At 46.0% G+C, this 22,022-nt stretch carries 20 protein-coding genes; 11 read left to right on the forward strand and 9 right to left on the reverse strand.

Annotated elements, in window-relative coordinates; genetic code table 11:
* Nucleotides 1–17 precede the first annotated feature (17 nt).
* Entirely contained in the window at nt 18–533 is a 516-nt protein-coding gene (locus QUA83_RS09290) for a hypothetical protein (RefSeq protein ID WP_333292692.1), read from the reverse strand.
* Nucleotides 534–852: 319 nt separating this feature from the next.
* Here QUA83_RS09290 and QUA83_RS09295 point away from each other — a divergent pair, with 319 nt between their 5' ends.
* From QUA83_RS09295 to QUA83_RS09305, 3 genes are all read left to right on the forward strand, one after another.
* Nucleotides 853–1,872: an ATP-binding SpoIIE family protein phosphatase gene (locus QUA83_RS09295; RefSeq protein WP_333292694.1), complete on the forward strand. Its 1,020-nt coding sequence runs from the start codon at nt 853–855 to the stop codon at nt 1,870–1,872.
* Complete coding sequence (locus QUA83_RS09300; protein WP_333292696.1) at nt 1,869–3,452, forward strand: ATP-binding protein; 1,584 nt, start codon at nt 1,869–1,871, stop codon at nt 3,450–3,452. The genes QUA83_RS09295 and QUA83_RS09300 overlap by 4 nt, the downstream gene beginning before the upstream one ends.
* 710 nt (nt 3,453–4,162) lie before the next feature.
* Complete coding sequence (locus QUA83_RS09305; RefSeq protein ID WP_333292698.1) at nt 4,163–5,635, forward strand: MBOAT family protein; 1,473 nt, start codon at nt 4,163–4,165, stop codon at nt 5,633–5,635.
* A gap of 385 nt (nt 5,636–6,020) precedes the next feature.
* Here QUA83_RS09305 and QUA83_RS09310 read toward each other — a convergent pair whose 3' ends face one another.
* Together QUA83_RS09310 and QUA83_RS09315 are read right to left on the reverse strand one after the other, a co-directional pair.
* Complete coding sequence (locus QUA83_RS09310; RefSeq protein ID WP_333292699.1) at nt 6,021–6,845, reverse strand: sulfurtransferase; 825 nt, start codon at nt 6,843–6,845, stop codon at nt 6,021–6,023.
* Between the two features lie 26 nt (nt 6,846–6,871).
* Complete coding sequence (locus tag QUA83_RS09315; protein WP_333292701.1) at nt 6,872–7,822, reverse strand: hypothetical protein; 951 nt, start codon at nt 7,820–7,822, stop codon at nt 6,872–6,874.
* Nucleotides 7,823–8,300: 478 nt separating this feature from the next.
* On the opposite strand from QUA83_RS09315, the gene glmU reads away from it, so the two are divergent.
* Entirely contained in the window at nt 8,301–9,689 is a 1,389-nt protein-coding gene (gene glmU / locus QUA83_RS09320; protein ID WP_333292703.1) for a bifunctional UDP-N-acetylglucosamine diphosphorylase/glucosamine-1-phosphate N-acetyltransferase GlmU, read from the forward strand.
* Nucleotides 9,690–9,972: 283 nt separating this feature from the next.
* On the opposite strand, the gene QUA83_RS09325 is transcribed toward glmU, so the two are convergent.
* The 3 genes from QUA83_RS09325 to QUA83_RS09335 form a co-directional block, all read right to left on the reverse strand.
* On the reverse strand, nt 9,973–10,725 hold the full coding sequence (locus QUA83_RS09325) for a hypothetical protein (protein WP_333292705.1): 753 nt from the start codon (nt 10,723–10,725) through the stop codon (nt 9,973–9,975).
* 496 nt (nt 10,726–11,221) lie between these two features.
* Nucleotides 11,222–11,710: a hypothetical protein gene (locus QUA83_RS09330; RefSeq protein WP_333292707.1), complete on the reverse strand. Its 489-nt coding sequence runs from the start codon at nt 11,708–11,710 to the stop codon at nt 11,222–11,224.
* Nucleotides 11,711–11,786: 76 nt separating this feature from the next.
* On the reverse strand, nt 11,787–12,410 hold the full coding sequence (locus tag QUA83_RS09335; protein ID WP_333292709.1) for a hypothetical protein: 624 nt from the start codon (nt 12,408–12,410) through the stop codon (nt 11,787–11,789).
* A 197-nt stretch (nt 12,411–12,607) separates the two neighbouring features.
* Between QUA83_RS09335 and QUA83_RS09340 the strand changes: the two genes are divergently transcribed.
* Nucleotides 12,608–13,858: a WD40 repeat domain-containing protein gene (locus QUA83_RS09340; protein WP_333292711.1), complete on the forward strand. Its 1,251-nt coding sequence runs from the start codon at nt 12,608–12,610 to the stop codon at nt 13,856–13,858.
* Nucleotides 13,859–14,062: 204 nt separating this feature from the next.
* On the opposite strand, the gene QUA83_RS09345 is transcribed toward QUA83_RS09340, so the two are convergent.
* Nucleotides 14,063–14,998 (reverse strand): isoaspartyl peptidase/L-asparaginase, encoded by a 936-nt coding sequence (locus QUA83_RS09345; RefSeq protein ID WP_333292712.1) that lies wholly within the window; start codon nt 14,996–14,998, stop codon nt 14,063–14,065.
* A 72-nt stretch (nt 14,999–15,070) separates the two neighbouring features.
* Nucleotides 15,071–15,226, reverse strand: coding sequence for a DUF2256 domain-containing protein (locus tag QUA83_RS09350; protein ID WP_006631540.1), 156 nt, complete (start codon nt 15,224–15,226; stop codon nt 15,071–15,073).
* Between the two features lie 223 nt (nt 15,227–15,449).
* Here QUA83_RS09350 and QUA83_RS09355 point away from each other — a divergent pair, with 223 nt between their 5' ends.
* The 6 genes from QUA83_RS09355 (at nt 15,450) to QUA83_RS09380 (ending at nt 20,559) form a co-directional block, all read left to right on the forward strand.
* A complete protein-coding gene (locus QUA83_RS09355) occupies nt 15,450–16,451 on the forward strand; it encodes an RNA methyltransferase (protein ID WP_333292789.1) in 1,002 nt (333 codons plus the stop codon).
* 262 nt (nt 16,452–16,713) lie between these two features.
* Nucleotides 16,714–18,345 carry a serine hydrolase gene (locus QUA83_RS09360; protein WP_333292714.1) on the forward strand — a complete coding sequence of 544 codons (1,632 nt, stop codon included), beginning with the start codon at nt 16,714–16,716 and terminating at the stop codon, nt 18,343–18,345.
* 65 nt (nt 18,346–18,410) lie between these two features.
* Nucleotides 18,411–18,812, forward strand: coding sequence for a hypothetical protein (locus QUA83_RS09365; protein WP_333292715.1), 402 nt, complete (start codon nt 18,411–18,413; stop codon nt 18,810–18,812).
* Entirely contained in the window at nt 18,809–19,282 is a 474-nt protein-coding gene (locus QUA83_RS09370) for a hypothetical protein (RefSeq protein ID WP_333292717.1), read from the forward strand. Before QUA83_RS09365 ends, QUA83_RS09370 begins: the two co-directional genes overlap by 4 nt.
* Complete coding sequence (locus QUA83_RS09375) at nt 19,279–19,707, forward strand: HNH endonuclease signature motif containing protein (RefSeq protein WP_333292718.1); 429 nt, start codon at nt 19,279–19,281, stop codon at nt 19,705–19,707. The genes QUA83_RS09370 and QUA83_RS09375 overlap by 4 nt, the downstream gene beginning before the upstream one ends.
* Before the next feature lie 93 nt (nt 19,708–19,800).
* Nucleotides 19,801–20,559, forward strand: coding sequence for an HNH endonuclease (locus QUA83_RS09380; RefSeq protein ID WP_333292719.1), 759 nt, complete (start codon nt 19,801–19,803; stop codon nt 20,557–20,559).
* A gap of 281 nt (nt 20,560–20,840) precedes the next feature.
* On the opposite strand, the gene obgE is transcribed toward QUA83_RS09380, so the two are convergent.
* The gene (obgE, locus tag QUA83_RS09385; RefSeq protein ID WP_333292721.1) at nt 20,841–21,881 is read right to left on the reverse strand and encodes a GTPase ObgE; all 1,041 of its coding nucleotides are present in this window, start codon (nt 21,879–21,881) and stop codon (nt 20,841–20,843) included.
* Nucleotides 21,882–22,022: the final 141 nt, after the last annotated feature.

Here is a 22,022-nt window from a genome sequence, read left to right on the forward strand (position 1 = left end):
TGCCGTTGTTAGGCGGCTTACTTGAGAGAACCGCGAAAGATTCCCGGCTCAGAGCCCTCAATAATCGTAGCTCCAACCGTCCTCGCGTACCACTCAATCGGACCTGCCCAGCCGATCACCGCATAAGCATACCGTTCCGCCGCCATCGCATGAAGGCAAGTCAGTAGAAGAGCCGTACCGATGCCACAATCTCGACGCTCTTCACGCACGCCTATCGGACCGAACACCCCTCTGGCAACGACATCGTAACAAGCAAATCCGAGCAGAATTTCGGACGGCGAATTATATGGGTCGGCGGTTGGGATGTGGGCCGGGTCTTTCTCAACAGCGACGTATAGAGTGGGCGGTCGCTGCTCAAGCGCGATTTCGCAACCATTACCCCAATTGGGATGGATATGTTCGCGTACCCACTCGGCTATCTGATGCTTTTCACCCGGATGCGCTCGACGTATCTCCACGCCTTTTGTTTTCAGACCAGCCAAAGCTGGCGCGAGGTCTGGGAGGGCATATAACTTGACGAGCATATCCGCCATACGATTAGCCTCATTAAATCTTCAACCTTCGTCGCAATGTCCGCTCTACACAGATTGCCGCCTAACTCATAATTTTCAAGTGCTGATATAACCTGCAATCTGCTCCACTTAAGCCAAACCTTTGATTATAGCATAAAATTATTTTGCAAGAGGTATAATGAGTGAGGACGATCGGGGTTTGGAGGTTGCGTATAGTTGTATTATTTTTTTAATTGGTATAAATAGCAACCAGCAAAGCCAAGAAGTGATTCTTGGCATCCCACACCATACCCGGAGAGGGTTGGCGTATGGAGGATTTCATTATGAGAACTGATAAAAAATGATAGATGCCGTAGCCTTGCCCGTAACAGAAGAAAGTCAAGTCGGAGAAGCGCGGCGAATCGCAGTCGCCCTGGCGGCCGAAGTCGAATTTAACGAGACCGATCGCGGTAAAGTGGCAATTGTTACCACCGAAGCAGCAAAAAACCTGGTCAAGCACGCCCGCGAAGGAGAACTTTTGCTGCGAACATTAAAAACAACGGCAGGATATAGCATTGAAATATTAGCGCTGGATCGGGGGCAGGGAATGGCAAATGTCGCGTTGTGTCTGCGGGACGGTTTTTCTACAGCGGGAAGCCCTGGAACTGGACTGGGGGCAATTCAACGCCTCTCTACTTTTTTTGATATTCATTCTGTACCAAAACTGGGGACAGCTTTATTAGCGCGGCTGGAACCGACCCAAAATAGCCGGGAAGCATCCCAAAAAAGCAATTACTTAGAATTAGGGGTTATTCACTTGCCAAAAGCAGGAGAGCAAATTTGCGGCGATTCGTGGGCGACAGAAAATCACCTTGACAAAAACCTGATCTTAGTTGCAGACGGGCTCGGCTACGGGGATTTGGCGGAAGAAGCATCTGGCGAAGCAGTGCGGGTATTTGAGGAAAACGCCAAACTCGGGCCGAAAGCAATTTTAGAGAAGGCGCACGCTGCTTTAAAAAATACCAGAGGAGCGGCTGCGGCGATCGCCCAAATCGATCGTACCCAACAAACAGTTTGTTTTGCCGGAATTGGCAACATCAGCGGTGTAGTTGTCACAGATAACCAAAGCCGTAGCATGGTTTCCTACAACGGCACAGTTGGACATATGATGCGAAAAGTAGCAGAATTTGTCTATCCTTGGTCGCAGCAGTCCCTACTCATCATGCACTCCGACGGTTTGGCGGCGCAGTGGAATTTAAACCGCTACCCGGGTTTAGCCTCCAGACATCCTGCTTTAATCGCAGCCGTGCTCTACCGGGACTTCAAACGCACTCGCGATGACATGACAGTTATAGTAGCCAAGGTGAGAGAAGCAGCGTGAGTTATCCAATCCTGACGACGGAAGTCCGCTTTGAACAAGACATCGTACAAGTACGCCAAAGAGCTCGCCAAATTGCTAAAGGGCTGGGATTCGATTCCCAAGTACAAACCCGCATTGCCACAGCAGTTTCCGAAATTGCCCGCAATGCTTTCAAATATGCAGGCGGTGGCAAAGTAGAATTCATTGTGGAAGGGGAATCGCCCCAAATTTTTCGGACTCGGATTTCTGACACCGGGCCGGGAATTGCTGATTTACCGGCTGTGTTAAGCCCCAATTTTCGATCGCAAACCGGCGCGGGACTCGGTTTAGCAGCAGCGAAACGGTTGATGGACGAAGTGAAAATCGACTCGGCGCCCGATCGCGGAACGGCTGTACAATTAATTAAACAGTTTTCCAAAAATATGCCGGCGCTGAGTGCGATCGAACTAAATCAATTAGTTGACAAACTAGCGCGCCAAATTCCCGAAGATCCCTATGCCGAAATTCAGCAGCAAAATCAAGAATTACTACGCACTTTAGACGAACTCCGCCAGCGTCAAGAAGAACTCGTACAATTAAATCAACAACTAGAAGATACCAATCGCGGAGTTCTGGCACTTTACGCCGAATTGAACGATAAGGCAGAATCTCTCCGGCGCGCCAGCGAACTCAAAACCAGCTTTCTCTCCAATATGAGCCACGAGTTTCGCACTCCGCTAACGGCAATTATGAGCCTTTCGGAAATATTGTTAAATCGCCTCGACGGAGAACTTTCAGACGAACAGGACAAGCAAGTAAATTACATTTACAAATCCGCCGAGTCTCTCGCAGAACTTGTCAACGACTCGTTAGATTTAGCCAAAGTCGAAGCCGGAAAACTAACTGTTCGCTTGGCTGATTTTGAAGTCGAAGATTTGTTCAGCGCCCTGCGAGGAATGATGCGCCCCCTGCTTCCCCAAAACTCTGCCGTTTCTCTAATTTTTGAATATCCTCTCGAACTTCCAATCCTCACAACTGACGAGGGAAAAGTTTCTCAGATTTTGCGAAATCTGATTTCTAATGCCCTCAAATTTACCGAAGCAGGTGAAGTTAGAGTTGCTGCGGAAATAGGAGAGGAGGGAACAGTTACTTTTTTAGTGGCAGATACGGGCATTGGCATTTCTCCACGCGACCAAAGGCGGATTTTTGAAGAATTTGTCCAAATAGAAAATCCCTTGCAGAAGGGCGTCAAAGGCACCGGCTTGGGATTGTCTTTGTGCAAAAAACTGGCGGAATTTCTGGGGGGAAGTATTGAAATCACAAGTTCACCCGGAGTGGGTTCGACTTTTTTTGTCACACTGCCGATTCTGTATCCGGGAGAGGAAGAAAACCCTTTGGAAATGTCCGCTGCTAAGGGAGATAAAAAATCGCTAGCAAGCGCAAATTCTCGTAGCTTGCGGGGTTCCGGGCGATCGCCAGCGGCGGATTCAGCAGCCAAAGTTTTGATTGGGGAGGATGAAGATAGTTTTTCGGTATTTGCTGAAAAATTTGTTGGCAGAAATTCCTTGTACTGCGATATAAACACCCAGGGTGCTGCAAATTTGCGATCGGCGGCTCTTTGAGCAACCGCAAGCAAGTTTTATCGACATTATGATACCGGATCTGACGGATTTTGAGGTTTGGGAAGGGTTGAAATGCGATCGAACTACTTGTCAAATACCTGCTATCGTGATGAATTCAAAACATTTTGGGTTACATCACTTTTTTGCTGTGCGGGATGCTAGGACTTCACGATAAAAAATATTATTCCGATGCGAAGGGAAACGATATCAGGCATTGTAGCTTTTGAGGACTGAAGTCCGATGCTGCAAACCTAATTATATTTTTTGTCCAGATTTTTATATGGTTCGTAAGAGAGTTAATTTAGAGCAGGCAAGATTTATTTAATTTGCAACAGAATTTAACCTTTGTGCTGTAAAATGTAGCAGTTCTCAGTTGCCGACTATATAGTAGGGACTTACCGAGGGCCTATTTTCGTGTCGGCGATCGGCTAAAATCCATGATAAATCTCATTCTTAGCAAAGTCTCGATTAATAGACCTCTTGCAAAAATAATTAGGACGGGCAAGATGCCCATCCCACAAGAGTTATTTTTTCTTGTGGGATGGGCATCTTGCCCGTCCCATCAATTGAGGAAAAGGATTTTTGCAAGAGGTCTAATAAAAATAATGCAACAGTATGCCAGTAATCCAAACCCATACAAAATAAGCCATTCCGAATTCTAAAATCTAAAATCTAAAATCTAAAATCTAAAATCTAAAATCTAAAATGGTATGACTTTCATCTCCCTTCAATATGCGCTGTTTCTGTTAGTTTTGTTCGCGGCTTACTGGTTGGTTCCGCTGCGGTGGTGGCGGCTGTTCATCATGTTGGCGGGTAGTTTAATTTTTTACGCTTCGCTGCAAATTTGGTACATTCCTCTGCTGTTAGTCGGTGCTTTGTTTAATTACTGCTTGGCGATGGCGATTGGGGAACCTCTGGATTGGCGGATTGCTAATGAATCTTGGAACCGCCGCCGTTTGTTGCTGCTGTGGATAGGTATCTGCCTGAATGTGTTGCTGCTTCTGGGCTTTAAGTATGTGCCTTTTTTATTGAGTTCGATCGGCACTTTGTTCAATTGGCCTTTTGCTATCGACGGGGCTGACTGGGTGAAAAGTCACGTCATCGCACCCCTAGGATTGAGTTTCTTTTGCTTTGAGTGCATTGCTTATTTGATTGACGTGTACCGAGGCGCGCCTGCTGCTACTTCGCTGCTGCACTTTGCTGCTTACAAGTTGTTTTTTCCAAAACTGATTTCCGGCCCGATTACTCGGTATCACAACTTGATCTATCAACTGAAAACCCAGCAATTTCCGACGCCCGATCGCATTTCTGAGGGACTTTGGACGATCGCCTTTGGTGCAGTAAAAAAAGGTCTTTTCGCAGATAACTTAGGAATTTATGTCGATTTAAGTTTTACCAACTTGCAGCGGGCGGGTAGCGAGGATTTGTGGCTGGCGATTTTTGCTTACGGGCTGCAACTTTATCTCGATTTTAGTGGCTATGTTGACATGGCGCGCGGTACTGCTTTGCTGCTGGGTTGGTATTTGCCACCAAATTTTGATTTTCCTTATTTTAGTGCCAGCATAGCTGATTTTTGGCGACGCTGGCACATGACTTTAGGCGATTGGCTACGCAATTATTTGTATTTTCCTTTGGGCGGTTCGCGAGTCGGTTTGTGGCGCACTTGTCTGAATTTGGCGATTGTCATGTTAATTGCGGGAATTTGGCACGGGGCAGCTTGGGGATTTATTGTGTGGGGGGGTTTACACGGTTTAGCTTTGGCGGTTCACAGGCTGACTGATGTGCTGTTTAAGCGGTTGCGGATCGAGTTTTTGTGGGAAAATCCGATCGGTATTGCGATCGGTTGGCTGTTGACTCAGGCGATGGTTTTTGGTAGTTGGATATTTTTCCGCCTTCCCGATTTAAAGGATTCTGGATGGGCGATTTCGCATTTGTGGGGACACACTGCTGACGTGCAGTTTGCTGAGAAAGTTTATGGCGAAGCTTTGGGTTTGGAAAGAGTGCATTTAACTTGGATGTTGGCGGCTTTGGCTGCGGCGATGCTGGGGAATTATGCGTTGAGTCGGGGTTTGAAATTGGAGTTAAATTGGCCGATGAAATTGGTGTTAGTGCCGCTTTGTTTGTATGCCGTTTGGGTGTTGGCTCCCGAAGGCGGTTTGCCTTATATTTATTTTGATTTTTAGGGTATGATTTAATTCGCCTTCTGAACAGGCTTTTCGGCCTGTTCCACAAGAAAATCTACTCTTTGTGGAACAGGCCGAAAAGCCTGTTCTTGAGAATGGTGCAAGATGTCAGTCGAAGTGATTCCCCGCTACCTATTAGTGTCAACTTAAGTTTTTAGTCCGCCAGTCCTCCCGCTCACCCAACAGTCCACCAGGGAATGAATTCCCTGTCTCATAGCTAAAGTCCTCTCAAAGAGGACTGAAGAACTCATTAGTCCTCATAGCGAGGAATTTCGCTTTGATATCATTTCCGGTTACACCGGCATGATGTTGACGGTTGACGGTTGACGGTTGACGCCGTGAACAGTCAACAGTCAACAGTCAACAATCATCTCGCTCCTGCACCCTACAACTGATAAGAACACCAGTCACTCCAGCTACCGACATAAAGTTTAGCATCGGGAATTCCGGCGATTTCTAAAGACAGTAAATTAACGCAAGCCGTCACCCCAGAACCGCAATAAACGATGATTTCTTCCGCTTTTTCTAATTCCGTCCATCGGTGTTTTTGTTCCGAGGTCGATCGCACTTTTCCAGTTTCATCCGTCACCCCTTGCCAAGGATAGTTAACCGCACCCGGAATGTGACCTGCAATGGGGTCGATCGGCTCCCGCAAACCTTCATATCTCTCGCTTTCTCGCGAATCAACCAAAACCTTTCCCGGCAAGTCTTTACGCTCTTTTACCGCCTCAATATCTACCGCCAAATCCTGCTGCAATTGAGCAACAAATTTACCCTCGCGGGGGTCGGGTAAAATATTTGTTACCGGATAGCCCGCCGCTTTCCATGCGCTGAAACCGCCGTCTAACAAAGCGACTTTGCTGTGTCCCATATATCGCAGCAGCCACCACAAACGAGCTGCAAAGGCCAGTCGCGAATCGTCATAGGCGACGACTAAAGTTTCTGCTGAATTAATGCCGATCGCGCTCAATTTATCAGCTAATTCTTCAATATTTGGCAGCGGATGTCTACCGCCGTGTTTGCCCACTGAACTCGCGAGGTCGCGGTTTAAATCTAAATAGAAAGCTCCGGGAATGTGACTTTCTTGATATTGTTTTTGTCCCAATTCAGGGTCGGCCAGGGAAAAACGACAGTCAATGATTACAACTTGCGGATTGTCGGTATTGGTGGCTAACCATTCAGGAGAAACAATTAAACTGTTGTCAGTCATAATTTTTTACATCTGTGTTTTAAGATTTATCTGGAAGGAGCTTTTTTATCTGGTTCTGCTTTGTCGGTACGAGATTTTTTAGAATTTGCTTTCTCCGAAGATCTTTTTTCAGAATTTGATTTTTTAGGAGTTGCTTTTTCGACGGGTGCGGGAGTAGGAGTTGGCAGAGGGGGAGTTACGGCTGCTTCTTGAGCGTAAAGCAGATATTTCTGATACTCGATTACTTTTGATTGAGCTAGTTGATAGTTGGGGCTAGAGACTGGTACTCTTCTCATTAATGATACGGCTTCTTGCCAACGATCGATAACTGTAGTCCAATCGGCCTTGGTTTTTGCCGATCGCCCTAATTCTGCTGCTTTGAGTGCACTGTTAACGGCTTCTCGAAAAGTATCTGGTGCAGCATCCGGTGCAGTTGCTAAATTTGCTGTTTCATCGGTATTATTCCCCGCAGTTGCTGCTGGCTGGTTCAAAATTTTACCGACAAACGCCACCACCGCGATCGCCAACATACCCGTTACTAGCCCCACTACAATGAAAGTCGATCGCAGCCGGTTCTCAAATGCAGCAAGTTCCGGCGGTTTTTCCTCCTCAAAATTGTTCTCCATCTCTGTGCGATCGTCCCTATTAACAACATCAGTATTTGGTACAGCTTCTCCTGCAAAGCTCTGTTGTTCAAAAGTGCTGTTCTCCAAACTAAACTCTTGACTCCAAGCAGCAGCAATCTGACCGCTTTCTCGGCCCTCAACCTTCACTTTGCGAATCAAATCCGGCTGCAAATTTGTCAGCTCGGTGCGAACCAAATCAACTAATGTATTTTCTATGGGTACTTGCTCGGCCTCAAGAATTACATCCAAACAATCGCCGTCGATATTTGCCGAGGCTGTGATGCCTTCAGATTGCAACTGGCTGTTTAGCCAAGATGCGATAGCCTGCGGATTTCCCTGCTTGGCAAGTTCCTGAAAATTAAGCTCTGTCATAGCTGGACACCTGATAATGCAGAAGGTAGAAGGCAGAAATAAGGAAAAAGTCAGAAATAGTTTTTTAAAGTTGAAAACACCCTAACTGAAATTCAACAAATAGTATAATGTATCGTGGCAAATCCCAGCCCTAAGATGCAAATTATAACTCTCGCTCTCCCTCCCAGCCCTTGGGAAAAGACTCGCACTCCTTACTCCCAAACGAACTCAGGTTTGTAGTGAGGAATGCACGTCGTCTTGCTCAGCCGCCAAATACTGCTGCTGCAACTACGTTTTTGATACCGGGCGCGCCAGTCCAGATATTGCCAGCATCGCGCCTAAAACCAGCATCCGCCTGGAAAAATCCTCGATCGCGCGAATGCGAGATGGGAAATTTTAGATGAAAAATTTGTGTGATCGCAGTGCCATCGGCGGACAGCGAGTGATATCATCAGTTAGTCAATATTCAAGTTTTTATAGCAAATAACTCGATCGCACAATGGTAGCAATAGCAATTTTAGCGGCTGGACGCGGCACGCGCATGAAATCTGACTTGCCTAAAGTTCTACACGAATTGGGCGGTCGATCGCTAGTTGAGCGAGTCCTGCAAAGTTGTCAAGAAATTCAAATTACCAGGCGACTTGTCATCGTCGGTTATCGAGGCGAACTCGTTAAAGAATCCCTGATTCGAGGTCAAGAATTATCAGGGAAAAATCCTCAATCTCCTCCCCTAGAATTTGTAGAACAAACCGAACAATTGGGAACCGGTCATGCCATCCAACAATTGCTGCCTCACTTAGAGGGATTTCAAGGAGACTTGCTGGTCTTAAATGGGGATGTACCTTTGCTGAGGGCCGAAACTCTCAAACAATTGATGGTAATTCACAAGCAGCACCAAAACTCTGCTACTTTATTGACAGCTAATTTGCCGAATCCTCAAGGGTACGGGCGAGTATTTACTGACAGTCAAAACTTAGTCCAGCAAATTGTCGAAGACCGCGACTGCACACAAGCTCAAAAGCAAAATCACCGCATTAATGCAGGTGTTTACTGTTTTCACTGGCCGGATTTAGAGAAAATTTTGCCAGAATTGAAGGCAGACAATGACCAAAAAGAATATTACCTAACTGATACGGTAAATTTCCTCAATCCGGTGATGGCGGTGGATGTGGAAGATTATCAAGAAATATTGGGAATTAACGATCGCAAACATTTAGCAACAGCTTGCGATATTTTGCAAACGCGGATAAAGGACAAGTGGATGACGGCGGGAGTGACGCTGCTAGATCCCAACAGCATCACCATCGACGATACCGTAGAGTTGCAGCCGGATGTGGTAATTGAACCGCAAACTCACTTGCGGGGAAATACTTCGATCGCCTCTGGGAGTCGCATCGGCCCCGGCACTTTGATCGAAAACAGTCAGATTTCAGAAAATGTGACTGTCCTTTATTCGGTGGTTTCTGACAGTATGGTTGCTGAAAATTCCCGCATTGGCCCTTACGCACACTTGCGGGGACACGCAGAAATTGGGGCGAACTGCCGCGTCGGCAATTTTGTAGAATTGAAAAATACTCAAATAGGCGATCGAACTAATGTAGCTCACTTGTCTTATTTAGGCGACGCGACTTTGGGAGAAAAAGTCAACATCGGTGCTGGGACAATTACGGCGAATTATGACGGAAAAAACAAGCACAAAACTCAAATAGGCGATAGAAGTAAAACAGGTTCTAACAGTGTGCTGGTTGCACCGATAACTTTGGGGGAAGATGTTACTGTAGCGGCGGGTTCTGTGGTGACAGAAGATGTGCCGAATGATTGTTTAGTAATTGCCCGTTCCCGGCAAGTTGTCAAACCAGGTTGGAAGTTGAAAGAACCTAAAAAGTGAACAATTGTTCACTTTTTAGATGAGCAGTTTCCCCCCATTGCCAGTTTGGCACTGGATAAGCTGTCGCGCATTTAAATTGTATATTCAGGGCGGGCGGGACGCCCAACCCCTACTCCCCACAAAACTTTAATTCTTTTTGACATACAATTTAAATGCCGCAACAGCTTACCAAAGAAACCGGGTTTTTATAGCGGAAGCGATCGCACTCTAGAAGAGATTTTGGTGAAAAACCCGGTTTCTGCGTAAGTCCGCAACCTTGAGAAATCGGGTTGAGCGCGATCGGCTATTTTTGGTTATTTTGCTGGTGCAGATAGTTGTTAATCGCTTTGGCGATTTTTTCTTGCTGGTATGGGTTCATCGTGCGGGGTAGGGAGATGCGAGAGCCTCCACAAACTAACAGTCTAACTTCGTACCAAATGTCATGATCCCGATCTTTTGTTCGATCGACTTCCACGCCATAAATCTCGCATAGAGAGTATTCAATTACTTTATGTGCCAACAAACCCCGCTGTTTAACAGTCAAGGTGTTTAAAGTTTCATCGAAGCTGTAGGTTTCATTATTTCTCAAGACGATCACTGCGATTCCTGTGAGGAAAAATATGCCTCCTGTCCATCCCAACCAGCGATCATCTTGGCTTAAGCGCAGCAATCGATTTTTTGCATTTTTCACAAAAAAATTGATGTCAGAAGCAACAGCGTCTTGGGTTCCCCAATTAGTGGAGTTAGCAGTGAAAGGAACATTGCCAACAGAAGTCAAAAGTACAACTCTGGTTTTATAGCCGCATCTTTCAACTTTAGCACCCCGCAAAGAAGCAAGCTCAATGTCTTGGATGTTCGACCCCAGTAAATTTGATCGCACAATCTGGCAATTGCCTTGTTTTGCCTGCAATCTCTGGCAGCTCAGGGTTGCTGCATGATAGTCAAAAGTCACCGAGATCAGTCCAAATGCCATGAATAAACAACTAGGGAGCCAAAAATCAAATATGCTTTTAGTCTGAATTATTAATTCACTTGCTGTTTGCTTGATTATTTTCATTTATCTCACCTTTTGATTCCTAAAATGAGGCTACACATCGACTTCCTGACCCGGATGAGCCGAATTGTTAACTTATATATTATTTGAAGTCGTCCTGTGCCATGACCCCTTTTATTTTGCTAATAGGTTAGCACTAAAATGTCTGACCGACAACAAAGGTCGGGAGTTTACCTGCGGCTGAGTTTAAGATAGTTTTCCGTGATTTAAAGTAGATGAATCTTAAAAATATATTAATTATGTTATGGGAATGAAACGTTAGCTTCGCGAGCCACAGGAAAGTAATCACCCAGGTGAGTACAGGTTTACATTTTGTTACATTGTCAGGTTTATTTGCGCCTACTTAATTATCGTTAAGCTAATCCGCATTTAAATTGCATGGTCAAATAAACTTTCACTCTTGTGGGGAGTAGGGGTTGGAGCCGAAAGCCCGCCCTCAATACAAAATTTAAATGCACAACAGCTTACTTATGGATTTGGGCGATTCCCTACGGGAGGGCTAGGGTTCACGGATTTGTATGGCAAAGACATTGCTAAGCGTACGATTATCGCTAATCGAGATATAGCTGCGAATCAAGTCAGCCATTTTGTGTTGTTCTGTTAGTGAGTAGCTTCTTAAACAGATAATATCGCCCCCGAACATCCACAAATTAACATAATAACTACGATTTCCATCGCTATCTTCTATTTCTTCTAATTCCACCGCAGAAATCTCGCGAGTTGAGCATTCGGTAACATGATGAAGCCACACACCCCGTCGTTTAATGGTCATTTTGCTAAGGGTTTTATCAAAAATATATGTTTCATCTATCGCCCCGTCCAACAAAGACAGCGAAAACAACAGAAATATACCTCCACCTATCCAATTTGACGCTAAAATAATCTGCAAAAATCCCATAACAATAAAAGGAGAAATTAATAGCAAGCCATCCCAGGCGCTGGAAGTTTGAATTGTTAGTTTAGTTGGTGTTCGCGTGACAATTTTCATCAGTTTATTTTGGATTTTCACAAACAAGGTAAATTACTTATCTCTCCGCTGTCTGCAATTTCTCAGGCACGGATTATTATTTAACACTGCTTTGGACGATCGCACTTTTGGTGTTGTAAACAGCCTTGACAGCATAAGCGTCGCCCGGACGTATCTGTAAAGCTCTGTTAAAATTGATTAAAGCGGTTTGATAGTCTCCCTGCCCGTAGTAGATATAGCCGAGTTTCATCGATTGTTTGAAGTCATAATTTTGAGCAGCAACACGAGTAGAATTAGGATTAGTTACAGGTGCAGCAGAAGTAGGAAATGGCTCGGCAGCAGCAGATGGCTCTTGATAGCGTGAGGGATAAGTATTGAAATCAGAAGAAAAAGAAGATGGCGATTGCTCGTTTGATCCCAGATCTACATTCGGCACAGAACCATCGGTTTCTAGAATACCTATTACAGGCAATAATGCAATAATAATGCCTAACAAGAAATACATGAGGAATCCAGCAAGTTGAATTAAAAATGGTGATCTAACTTTTTTATTACTCCAATTTTTAATATGAAATACCCAGGAAGCAAAGGGAACAAAAAAGTAAACCAATCCCCACAGAGTTTCTTGTTCAATAGCTTGAGATAATCCCCAGATATAACCAACCAAAATTAAAATAAAGCCCAGACCGCCAAAAAAGAAGACGATCGCAATAATAGACATTTGCTGTTTCTCCCGTGGGTGTAAAGTTATTTGACAAACTGTAAAGGCAAGGATTGAGGCACATTTTCAACCTCAAACTCTTTCCCCTGTTTGCTGTGTTAAAAATAGATTAGCGGTGACAACAGTTCGATCGCGCACAGCCAATGTTAGGATTTTGGTTAGGATTTTGACTAGGAACTCGATCGCGACTGCCGCAAATGATACCCTCTACCCTCGATCGACCCGAAGAACCATTTGCACGGGCAAGCAAAGGCTGGGACATCCAAAAGCTTTACAGCGACTTGGCAAATGCCAAACAAGAATTCGCCCCCCACACCAGAAGAGGGCTGACACCCGTAGAAAAGCGGCACCTCTGCGGCTTGCTGTGCGGCTACAGCCCAGCGGAAATTGCGGTTTTTCTCAACAAACAAATCAAAGGTGTCGAAGTTGACTTGTCAAAAACTTTGTACCGATACATAGAATTATTGACAAATCGGCCCCGAAATGCCCTCAAAAATTGGAGAGATGCAATCGACTGGCTGGAAATAGCCGGATATAAAACGCAGCCAAAAACCTCAACCGGCGCCATCTTAAAAGCCACTCTTCACCATTCAGACAGGATTTTATCTGCAGCTATCAGTCCCGACGGACAATTTCTCGCAACGGGTTCTGAGGACAGTACAGTGAAAATTTGGAGTTTGCACAGCGGTGAACTGCAGCAGACGATTTTCGGACATTCAACAGCCGTGTTGCTAGTTGCTTTCAGTCCCGCCAGCAAAACGCTGCTGACACGATCGCGCGCGGGCACAGTCAAACTGTGGAACCTGCAAAACGGCGAACTGCTGAAGCGTTTGGCAGACGTGCACCGCCACGAATCTGTCGCCGTCAGCCCCGACTGGCAAATTTTGGCGATCGGCACCACCCGCGGCACAATCAAGCTTCAGCACCTCAACAGCGGCCAACTGCTGCAAGTTTTAGAAGGCTATCAAGGGGATGACATAAGTGCGATCGCCCTGAGTCCCAACGGCAAAATGCTAGTAGCCAGTGGCCTCAATGCAGCCAGCGGTTTCTGTCGCGCCACAGTCACTTTGTGGGAATTGCCGGGAGGCGAAGTGAGACGAACATTTGGCAGCGAAAATTATGTATCAATTTCTCCCGATAGCCACATTCTTGTCAGTCATGGCGGCCAAACTATCAAACTGTGGAATTTGCAAACAGGCGAATTATTGCATTCGCTGCAAACAGGAATTCGCATCACTTCCGCCGCTGCAATTAGCCCGGATGGGAAATACTTTGCAGTGGGGTGTTTTGACGGTACTGTTAGACTTTGGAATCTTCGCGGCGAATTGCTGCACACTTTAGATGGACATTCTAGCCCTGTGTCTGCGGTGGCGATCGGGCTTTTGGGCGAAACTCTCGTCAGTGGTGGGGAGAATGGTACTGTTAAACTTTGGCAACTGCGGATTTAAGAAGATCGATTCCGGTTGCAGCGTCCGTGCTTGTTGACTGTTGACTGTTGACTGATGACTGTTGACTGTTGACTGATGACTAATGACTAATGACTGATGACTGATGACTGTCGGATTTGATATCAAACTAACGCCGATCGAGATACCCGAATTCTTCAAAAAGTCGGGTATCTGAACCGCAGACTGACAATTTATATCGGCATTTTAAGCAATAAAAATCAGCGTTCCCTTGCTCATTTCCAAAGTATCGCCCATTTGCATACCGTTGTGAAAAGCACCCAAAATTACCTCGCTAGTTTTGCCGAAAGCGATCGCCCCGCTAGCATCAATTCCAATTGCACCAAAATCCCGTTGACGTTCGTCAGCTTCAGCAAAAGAACGCTCAAAAGCAGCTTTCAGACTCAAACCATCCGTTACCCGAATCACAATTCGCGCGGCCAAACACTCGTCCATAATGTGCTCGCCAATCCCCGTACAGCTTACCGCCGCACTCCCCGCCGCGTAATTTCCCGCCGGCATCGCCGAGTCGCTAACCCGCCCAATCCGCTCAAAACCCTTGCCACCAGTCGAAGTCCCAGCAGCCAAGCGTCCATGCACATCCAAAGCTACGACTCCGATCGTACCCACACCGGCCGGTTCGGCAACCACGTCAGCCATTGCTTTACTAAAATTGCCTTGGCGTTCCTGCATCCACTCGTGCAAACGCAAATCCGTCATCGGATCGTAAATCGGCAATTGAAGTTCTCGCAGCAATTCCGCCGAACCAAAATCAGAGAGAACTCGATCGTCCGAATGCTGCAAAAATTGAGCAAGTTCGATCGGATGTTGAACGCGAGAAACATTAATCGCCCCGCTGAAACGCTGCATCAAACCATCCATCAGCGAAGCACTCATCCGAATTTGACCGTCCGACTGCACCACAGAACCAGTACCGGCATTGAATCGCGGGTCATCTTCCAACAATTGGCATCCCCGCACCACTGCATCTACGGCACTTGCACCGTCTTTCAGCAGCGGATAAACTTCCTCCAAAACATCGTAAAGCGATTTCCGCACCGCCTCAATTCCGCCTTTACTGTGTAGAGAACTGCCGGCACCGCCGTGAATAACTAGCTTTGGTTGCACTTGTTGCGATGCCATAATTTATAACCTAATAACCTAAAATTTTTCCTTTGCAATCTTAGCTTTGTTCGAGCAACTTGCCCTAACTTCTTAATCTTGAGCCGCCAAACGGCGGCGACGACAACGTTCGGAGCAGTATTTGACCTCATCCCAGCAGTCGGCCCATTTTTTGCGCCAAGTAAAAGGTCGATCGCACACTGGGCACATTTTTGTCGGTAAATCAGATTTCGATCGTTGCTTAGCCATGCTAATTTTGACAATAGATTAACTAATTCCCATCTTGTACCATTTTTATGAACAGGCAAGATGCCTGTTCCACAAGAGTTGAATTTGATTGTGGAACAGGCATCTTGCGATTATGAACAGGCAAGATGCCTGTTCCACAAGAGTTGAATTTGATTGTGGAACAGGCATCTTGCCTGTTGCTAAGGAAAAACCTACTTTCTGCCAAACACCTCCCCAAATAAAAATGCTCGAAATGGCCGGCGTCAACATCCGAATAGTCTTAGTCGAACCTGCAGGGCCCTTGAATGTGGGATCTGTTGCCCGCGTCATGAAAAATATGGGTTTGCACCAATTAGTTTTGGTAAATCCCCAATGCGATTATTTAGGGGAAGAGGCCCGACTGATGGCAGTTCGCGCCGCCGACATATTGGAAACGGCTAAAGTAGTCGAGAGTTTGCCCGCTGCTTTGGTTGGGTGTGTCAGAGCGATCGCAACTACAGGGGATGATAGTCGATCGTTGCCAACACAACTAGAAGAACCCGCAGAGGCCTTGCCTTGGCTCCTAGAAGCCCCCAGCGCCCTCATTTTCGGGCGAGAAGACTGCGGCTTGACCAATGCCGAATTAAACCGCGCTCAACGCCTGATCCGCATTCCCACCAGCGATGCCTACACTTCCCTAAATCTCGCCCAAGCCGTCGCTATCTGCTGTTACGAACTATACCGGGAAGAAGGAAGAAGGAAGAGGGAAGAAGGAAGAGGGAAGAGGGAAGAGGGAAGAGGGAACAAGGAACAAGGAACAAACAAGAGGGAAGAAGGAAGAGAAAAGCAGGAAGAAGAAGAAGCCTCGTTCCCAGGCTCAGCCGGGGAACGCATATCCAGAGGCTCTGCCTCTTCAATACCCGATGCCACAGATAATTTATCAACTTGTTACCAAGAAAAACTTGCCACCCGCCAGACAGAAAATCCCTCAATTCCCCTCGCCAGTGCTCCCTTGGAAAATTTAGAGGGATATTACCAGCAACTAGAAAGGCTGTTACTCAAAATAGGATATTTGCAGCAGCACACAGCAGCAAGCCGGATGGAAAAATTTCGGCGTTTGTACAACAGAGCCTATCCGACAGTGGATGAAGTCGCCATGCTGCGGGGCGTCCTCCGCCAAACAGAATGGGCAATCAAAACTTACCCACGAGAGGCAAATTCTGATACTCTGGATAGGGCGTTACCGGAAAATCCAACGGATAGCTAGGAGAAATGCTGATAATTGGGGATGTGAGATTGAGGATTTTTTTCACAGAGAACTTTTCTTCACCCACTTGTCACTTTCATAACAGGGTTTCTTGACTAAAAACCAAAGCTTTGCGATAATTTGCGAGCAATAAACCAGGTGGCTGATACCATGCAGCGTCTGGGATAAATCTAAAATCTAAAATCTAAAATCTAAAATTGATTGGCTGACAAGCTGAAAAATCTTAAACTTGAACTTTACATTAGTGATGAAGGAGTAAGACGTGGCAGAGCGGTTTCCCAAAGGATCGATATTATCGGTGATATCCTCGTCGATATCCTCTCCCAACTCCGGCTCAAAGCAGCCTAAGTCCGGCAAAGCAAGTCAGTCTGGCAACTCGGGCCGCCGCCGTCCTCCGCAACCGCAAAACGGCAATCCAGAAATTCGATCGCCCGAACCTGCGACTCTGCCACCACAACAAAGCCGCGGCAACAGAAGTGGAGCCAATTCTCCCACATCTTCGGAAGAATTTACTACACAAGACTTTTTATCAGATCCTCGATCGGCAATTAACCCCAGAAAACCCAGAACCAGCAAAACTCCGCAGTCGAAGACTCGCCAACCGCGCAAAAAAGGCCTCGCTGCTGTCGATATGTTCGAGTTTCCCGATCCGAATCTGGAACGGGAAAAGGTTAGTTCGATCGCCAGCAATCCCAACACCCAGAGTCCAACTGCCACTCCCCCTACCACCCGTGGAAGTCGTCCCAGTTCGCCCCCTGTTCGCATTTCAGACACGGTAATCCCCGCAGATGCCAAAAAACCCCCCGTGCCTAAACCGCGCCCACAAGCGAGTCAGAGACCGAGTAAACGCTCTGCACCTCGGAGCGTGCCGCCGTTGGTGTACGCTACTCGCTTGCTGATTTTGGGAGTTGGCATAGCGGTGATTTGCGGTACGCTGCTGTCAGTGGTAAATGCTGTGAGTCGAGCCTCCACTGTAGCGCCAGAAGAACAAACCACCGCAGGGCAGAAAAACCCAGATGCAGGCGACAGCGCATCTGCAGCAGCGGTGACAGGAGAAGTGCTGCAACTGAATCAAGAATTAGGAGCTTTGAAAACCCAAGTTCAGGTTTTAGCAACAGAAAATCCTAGTTTGACAGCGGGAATATTTCTAGTCGATTTAGATACTGGAAGCTACCTAAATTTTAATGGCGATACTGCTTTTGCTTCAGCTAGCACGATTAAAGTGCCAATTTTAGTAGCTTTTTTCCAAGCAGTAGATGAGGGCAAAGTGCAGTTAGATCAGATGCTGACGCTGAAGTCCGAACACATTGTCGGCGGTTCTGGGGATATGCAAGACCAGGCTCCTGGCAAGAAGTATTCGGCTTTGGAAGTTGCCCAAAAGATGATTGTTGTCAGTGACAATACGGCGACAAATATGATGATTGAGTTGTTGGGAGGTGCTGAGGTGTTGAATCAGCATTTTGCCAATTGGGGTTTGAGGGCGACGGTTCTCCGCAATAATTTGCCTGATTTGGAGGGAACTAATACTACCAGTCCGCAGGATTTAATTAATATTATAGCCCAGATCGATCGGGGTAATTTGGTATCGGTGAAATCGCGCGATCGCATTTTGCAAATCATGCGGCAAACTAAAAATGATTCTTTGCTGCCGAAAGGTTTAGGCGAAGGTTCAGTTATTGCTCACAAAACCGGCAACATTGATACAATTCTTGCGGATGCGGGTATGGTGGATTTGCCGAATGGTAAGCGTTATTTGGTGGCGGTGATGGTGAAGCATTCACCGGAAACGGAGAAGCCAGCTCAAACATTGATTCGGGAGATTTCTCGGATGAGTTACCGCTATTTGTACGGTGGGGAAACGCCAGCAGATTCAAAAGTGAAAATTAAAAATTGAAAATTCAACCGGGTTTTTTCGGGCAAGTGTTGTAGACTTTATCAAACTATAAATCAGTTTGTATTATGAAACTAAACATCCGCCTTGCTTGTCTAGTAGCGCTTTCAACTTTAGCTGTTGCAGTCTTCCCTACCTTGAGTAATGCTAATCCTGCTCCTGAATATGAGACGGACGGCGTGAGAGTGATCAACAATAATATCGAACTCAATCGGGCAAAAAACTTAGCCCGTCAAGCAGCAGAAATTGCTAATGGGGGTTTAGGCAACTATCGAGCTGAAGCTTCTATGCACGGTACTTCTAAGGAATCGCCTTTTGTAGACAATGGGGATGGAACTTGGACTTTTACTTTTAAGGGTAACAAGCCTGGTTCGTCTGTCTATACTGTAGAAACTGTTGTTACGGTTTCTCAAGATGGGAGGGTGAGAGTCGATTACAATGGGCAAATTCGCCAGTTATCTCCATTGTGAACAACTGTGCAAATATCGGGCTATGCAGTTTCAATCCCCGATCGGGATTTAAGTTAACGGCATTTTTTCCGTTTGTTACAATCAAGGGAATTCCCATCCTCAGATCAGCACTAATGCAAATTATCCTAGAAGTTCCCGATATCCTCGGCGAAAAACTGCAACAATTGGGCGATCGTCTCCCGGAAGCCCTGGATCGCGCACTTCGGGAACTAGCCCCCGCAGAAACCATCCCCTACCAAGACGATCGCCAAATCGTCGAACTGCTAGCGAGTCAACCCAGCCCAGAAGAAATCCTCGCAATCCGCCCCACACCTGCGTTGCAAGCCCGCATGAGCCAACTGCTCGATCGCAATAAATCCGGCACTATTTCGGCCAGAGAGGAAGTCGAACTCGATCGCTATTTGCTGTTAGAACATTGGGTGCGTTTAGCCAAAGCTCACGCCTACAAACGCTTACAGACAGAAGCATGAGTTATGTACCAGCCACTGTGCGTCGCGTCGTCACCCAACGCGCCGGAGAGCAATGCGAGTATTGTCGATTTCCCCAAACGGCTTCACTCTTTGCCTTTGAAATGGAACACATCATTGCTGAAAAACATGATGGGGCCACCGTCGTGGAAAACCTAGCGTTATCCTGTCCTTCCTGCAACCGTTTCAAAGGAACTGACCTAGGTTCTATCGACCCTGAGACAGGACAGCTAACTCCCTTTTTTAATCCCCGTGTCCAGGAATGGTCAGACCATTTTCGGCTAGAAGGAGGAGCAATCGTCCCACGGACACCAGAAGGGCGCGTAACCGCTAAAATTCTGCAATTTAACCTCCTAGAACGCATCCTCGAACGCGAGCAACTTATCAGTATTGGGGAATATCCAGTACCCCACCCACCAACCACATAAACAGTAGGTGATTGTATGAAATCAACTTAACGATGCCGATTGTAGCAATGATTTAGAGAAGTGGTCTTACAAAACAAATGAATAATTTTAATTGTGAAAAAACCTTATAACTGGAATAGTCTTATAGACTCATTGGGTGATTGTAATTCCCCCTATGCTTATATAGTAGCTTATTATCTTTCAAGATTTGATAGAGATGCTTATCAGAAATTGGGATTTGGTAATATGACTGATACCCATGAAAAAATAGGCTCTCTACTTGGAATTTCCGCTAATACCATCAAAAATTTTAGAGATGCCTTTGATCCTTATCATGAAAATAGGCGTAGAGGCTGGTGGCAGAGAGAGTTATGGCGTTTTGAGAAAGAAATTTATGAAGGATTTAAAGAATATTCTGAAGAAGAACTCTATGTTTTAGTTCGCAAAATTTTAACCATACCCCAGCTTGATTTTGAACAGCTTTTCGATTCTTTTAGTGTCTTAGATGATACGCTAATATTTCCTGATGAAGTTGGAGAAGTAGAGGAAACTCAAACTTTTAAAGAAGGTTCTATTCGTCAAATACAAGTTAATGCTTATGAACGAAATAATCCAGCTCGCAAAAAATGTATAGAATATTATGGGCTAAATTGTTATGTTTGCAAGTTTAACTTTGAAAAAGTTTTTGGAGAAATAGGTAAAGGTTTTATTCATGTTCACCATATAATTCCTTTATCTGAAATTAATCAAGAATATGAAGTTAATCCTATTCAAGATTTACTTCCACTATGTCCTAACTGTCATGCAATGATTCATAGGAAATATCCTCCATTTACTATTGAAGAAATCAAAGATTTACTTAGTAAACACTGACTTCGTAGATAGATGTCCAAGATATTTTATGATACCATTGAGGATCAAACCCTTGCCGCACAAGCCATACACCCGAAAGATTTGACAATCAAGCATCCAGGATACAAGCCCCCGGATTCATCTGTCCAGAAATAAAAAACCTGTATCCGATAAACCAGCCCCCGAATTGATCCTTGGGGTCAATGCTTCAATATAAAATCTAAAATCTAAAATCTAAAATCGATTGACCCCCTCAAAAAAACACCTACCCATTCACGGAAATTGCAGGAACCGGAAAGCGATTAAACACTCGCGACTGCTAACTGTTCGGCAGCCTCTTTCTCGTTCATCTCGTCGAGTTTTTGCCAAACTTGCTGCATCAATTCATCCAATCCAAGTCTACTAACGGCAGAAATCAACAAAACAGGAGCGCCGCTAATTTCTTTAAGTCGGCTGATTAAATTACCGATTTCTTCGCTTTCAAGGTCGATCGCATCTACCTTATTAAAAGCCAAAATTTGCGGTCGATCGGCTAAACCACGCCTGTAAGCCTTCAATTCTTCCTGAATTGTGACATAATTGGCGATCGGATCTTCATCAGTAATATCGATCAAATGCAGCAACAACCGAGTCCGCTCAATGTGCCGCAAAAACTCGTAACCCAAACCAGCACCTTCGTGCGCTCCCTCAATCAATCCCGGAATGTCTGCAAAAACAGTACCGTCTCCGGTCGGTTTTCTGACTACGCCCAAATTCGGGACTAAAGTTGTAAACGGATAATCTGCTATCTTGGGGCGGGCCGCAGATAAAGCTGAAATTAAGGTGGATTTGCCAGCATTCGGCATCCCCAGAATTCCCACTTCAGCTAATAGCTTCAATTCCAAACGCAAAAATTTGTGTTCTCCTTCTTTTCCCGGCATTGCATAATCGGGAGCGCGGTTAGAATTGGTCAGAAAACACTTATTCCCCAAACCGCCTTTGCCGCCTTTAGCAACGCAAAAAGTCTGTCCGGGCGTCACTAAATCTGCTAAGATTGCCTGAGTTTCCGCGTCGTAAACTACTGTACCGCAGGGAACTTCGATCGTGCGATCGTCCCCACCGGCACCGGTCATATTTTTCGGCGCGCCCCGCTTCCCGTCATCGGCTTTAAAAATCCGGTTGTACTGAAAATCTAGCAGCGTTTGCAGGCTTTCCACCGCCACCATATACACGGAACCGCCTTTGCCGCCTGTCCCGCCAGAGGGGCCGCCCGCCGGTACATACTTTTCTCTGCGAAAAGCTACCATACCGTCGCCGCCTTTGCCGGCTGCGACTTGAATATCTGCTCGATCGATAAATTGCATAATTTAGTCAGTAGTCAATAGTCAGTGTCAATAGTCATTACTTATTATGATACCAGATCCCAGCACAATATTCGTCTTTGCCTTTAGTCCGGGTGGGCGGATGACAGCCAAGTTTCGTCGCGATTTACAGTTGCGGGAAAA

The organism is Microcoleus sp. K1-B1 (assembly GCF_036704705.1).
Taxonomy (GTDB): Bacteria; Cyanobacteriota; Cyanobacteriia; order Cyanobacteriales; family Microcoleaceae; genus Microcoleus.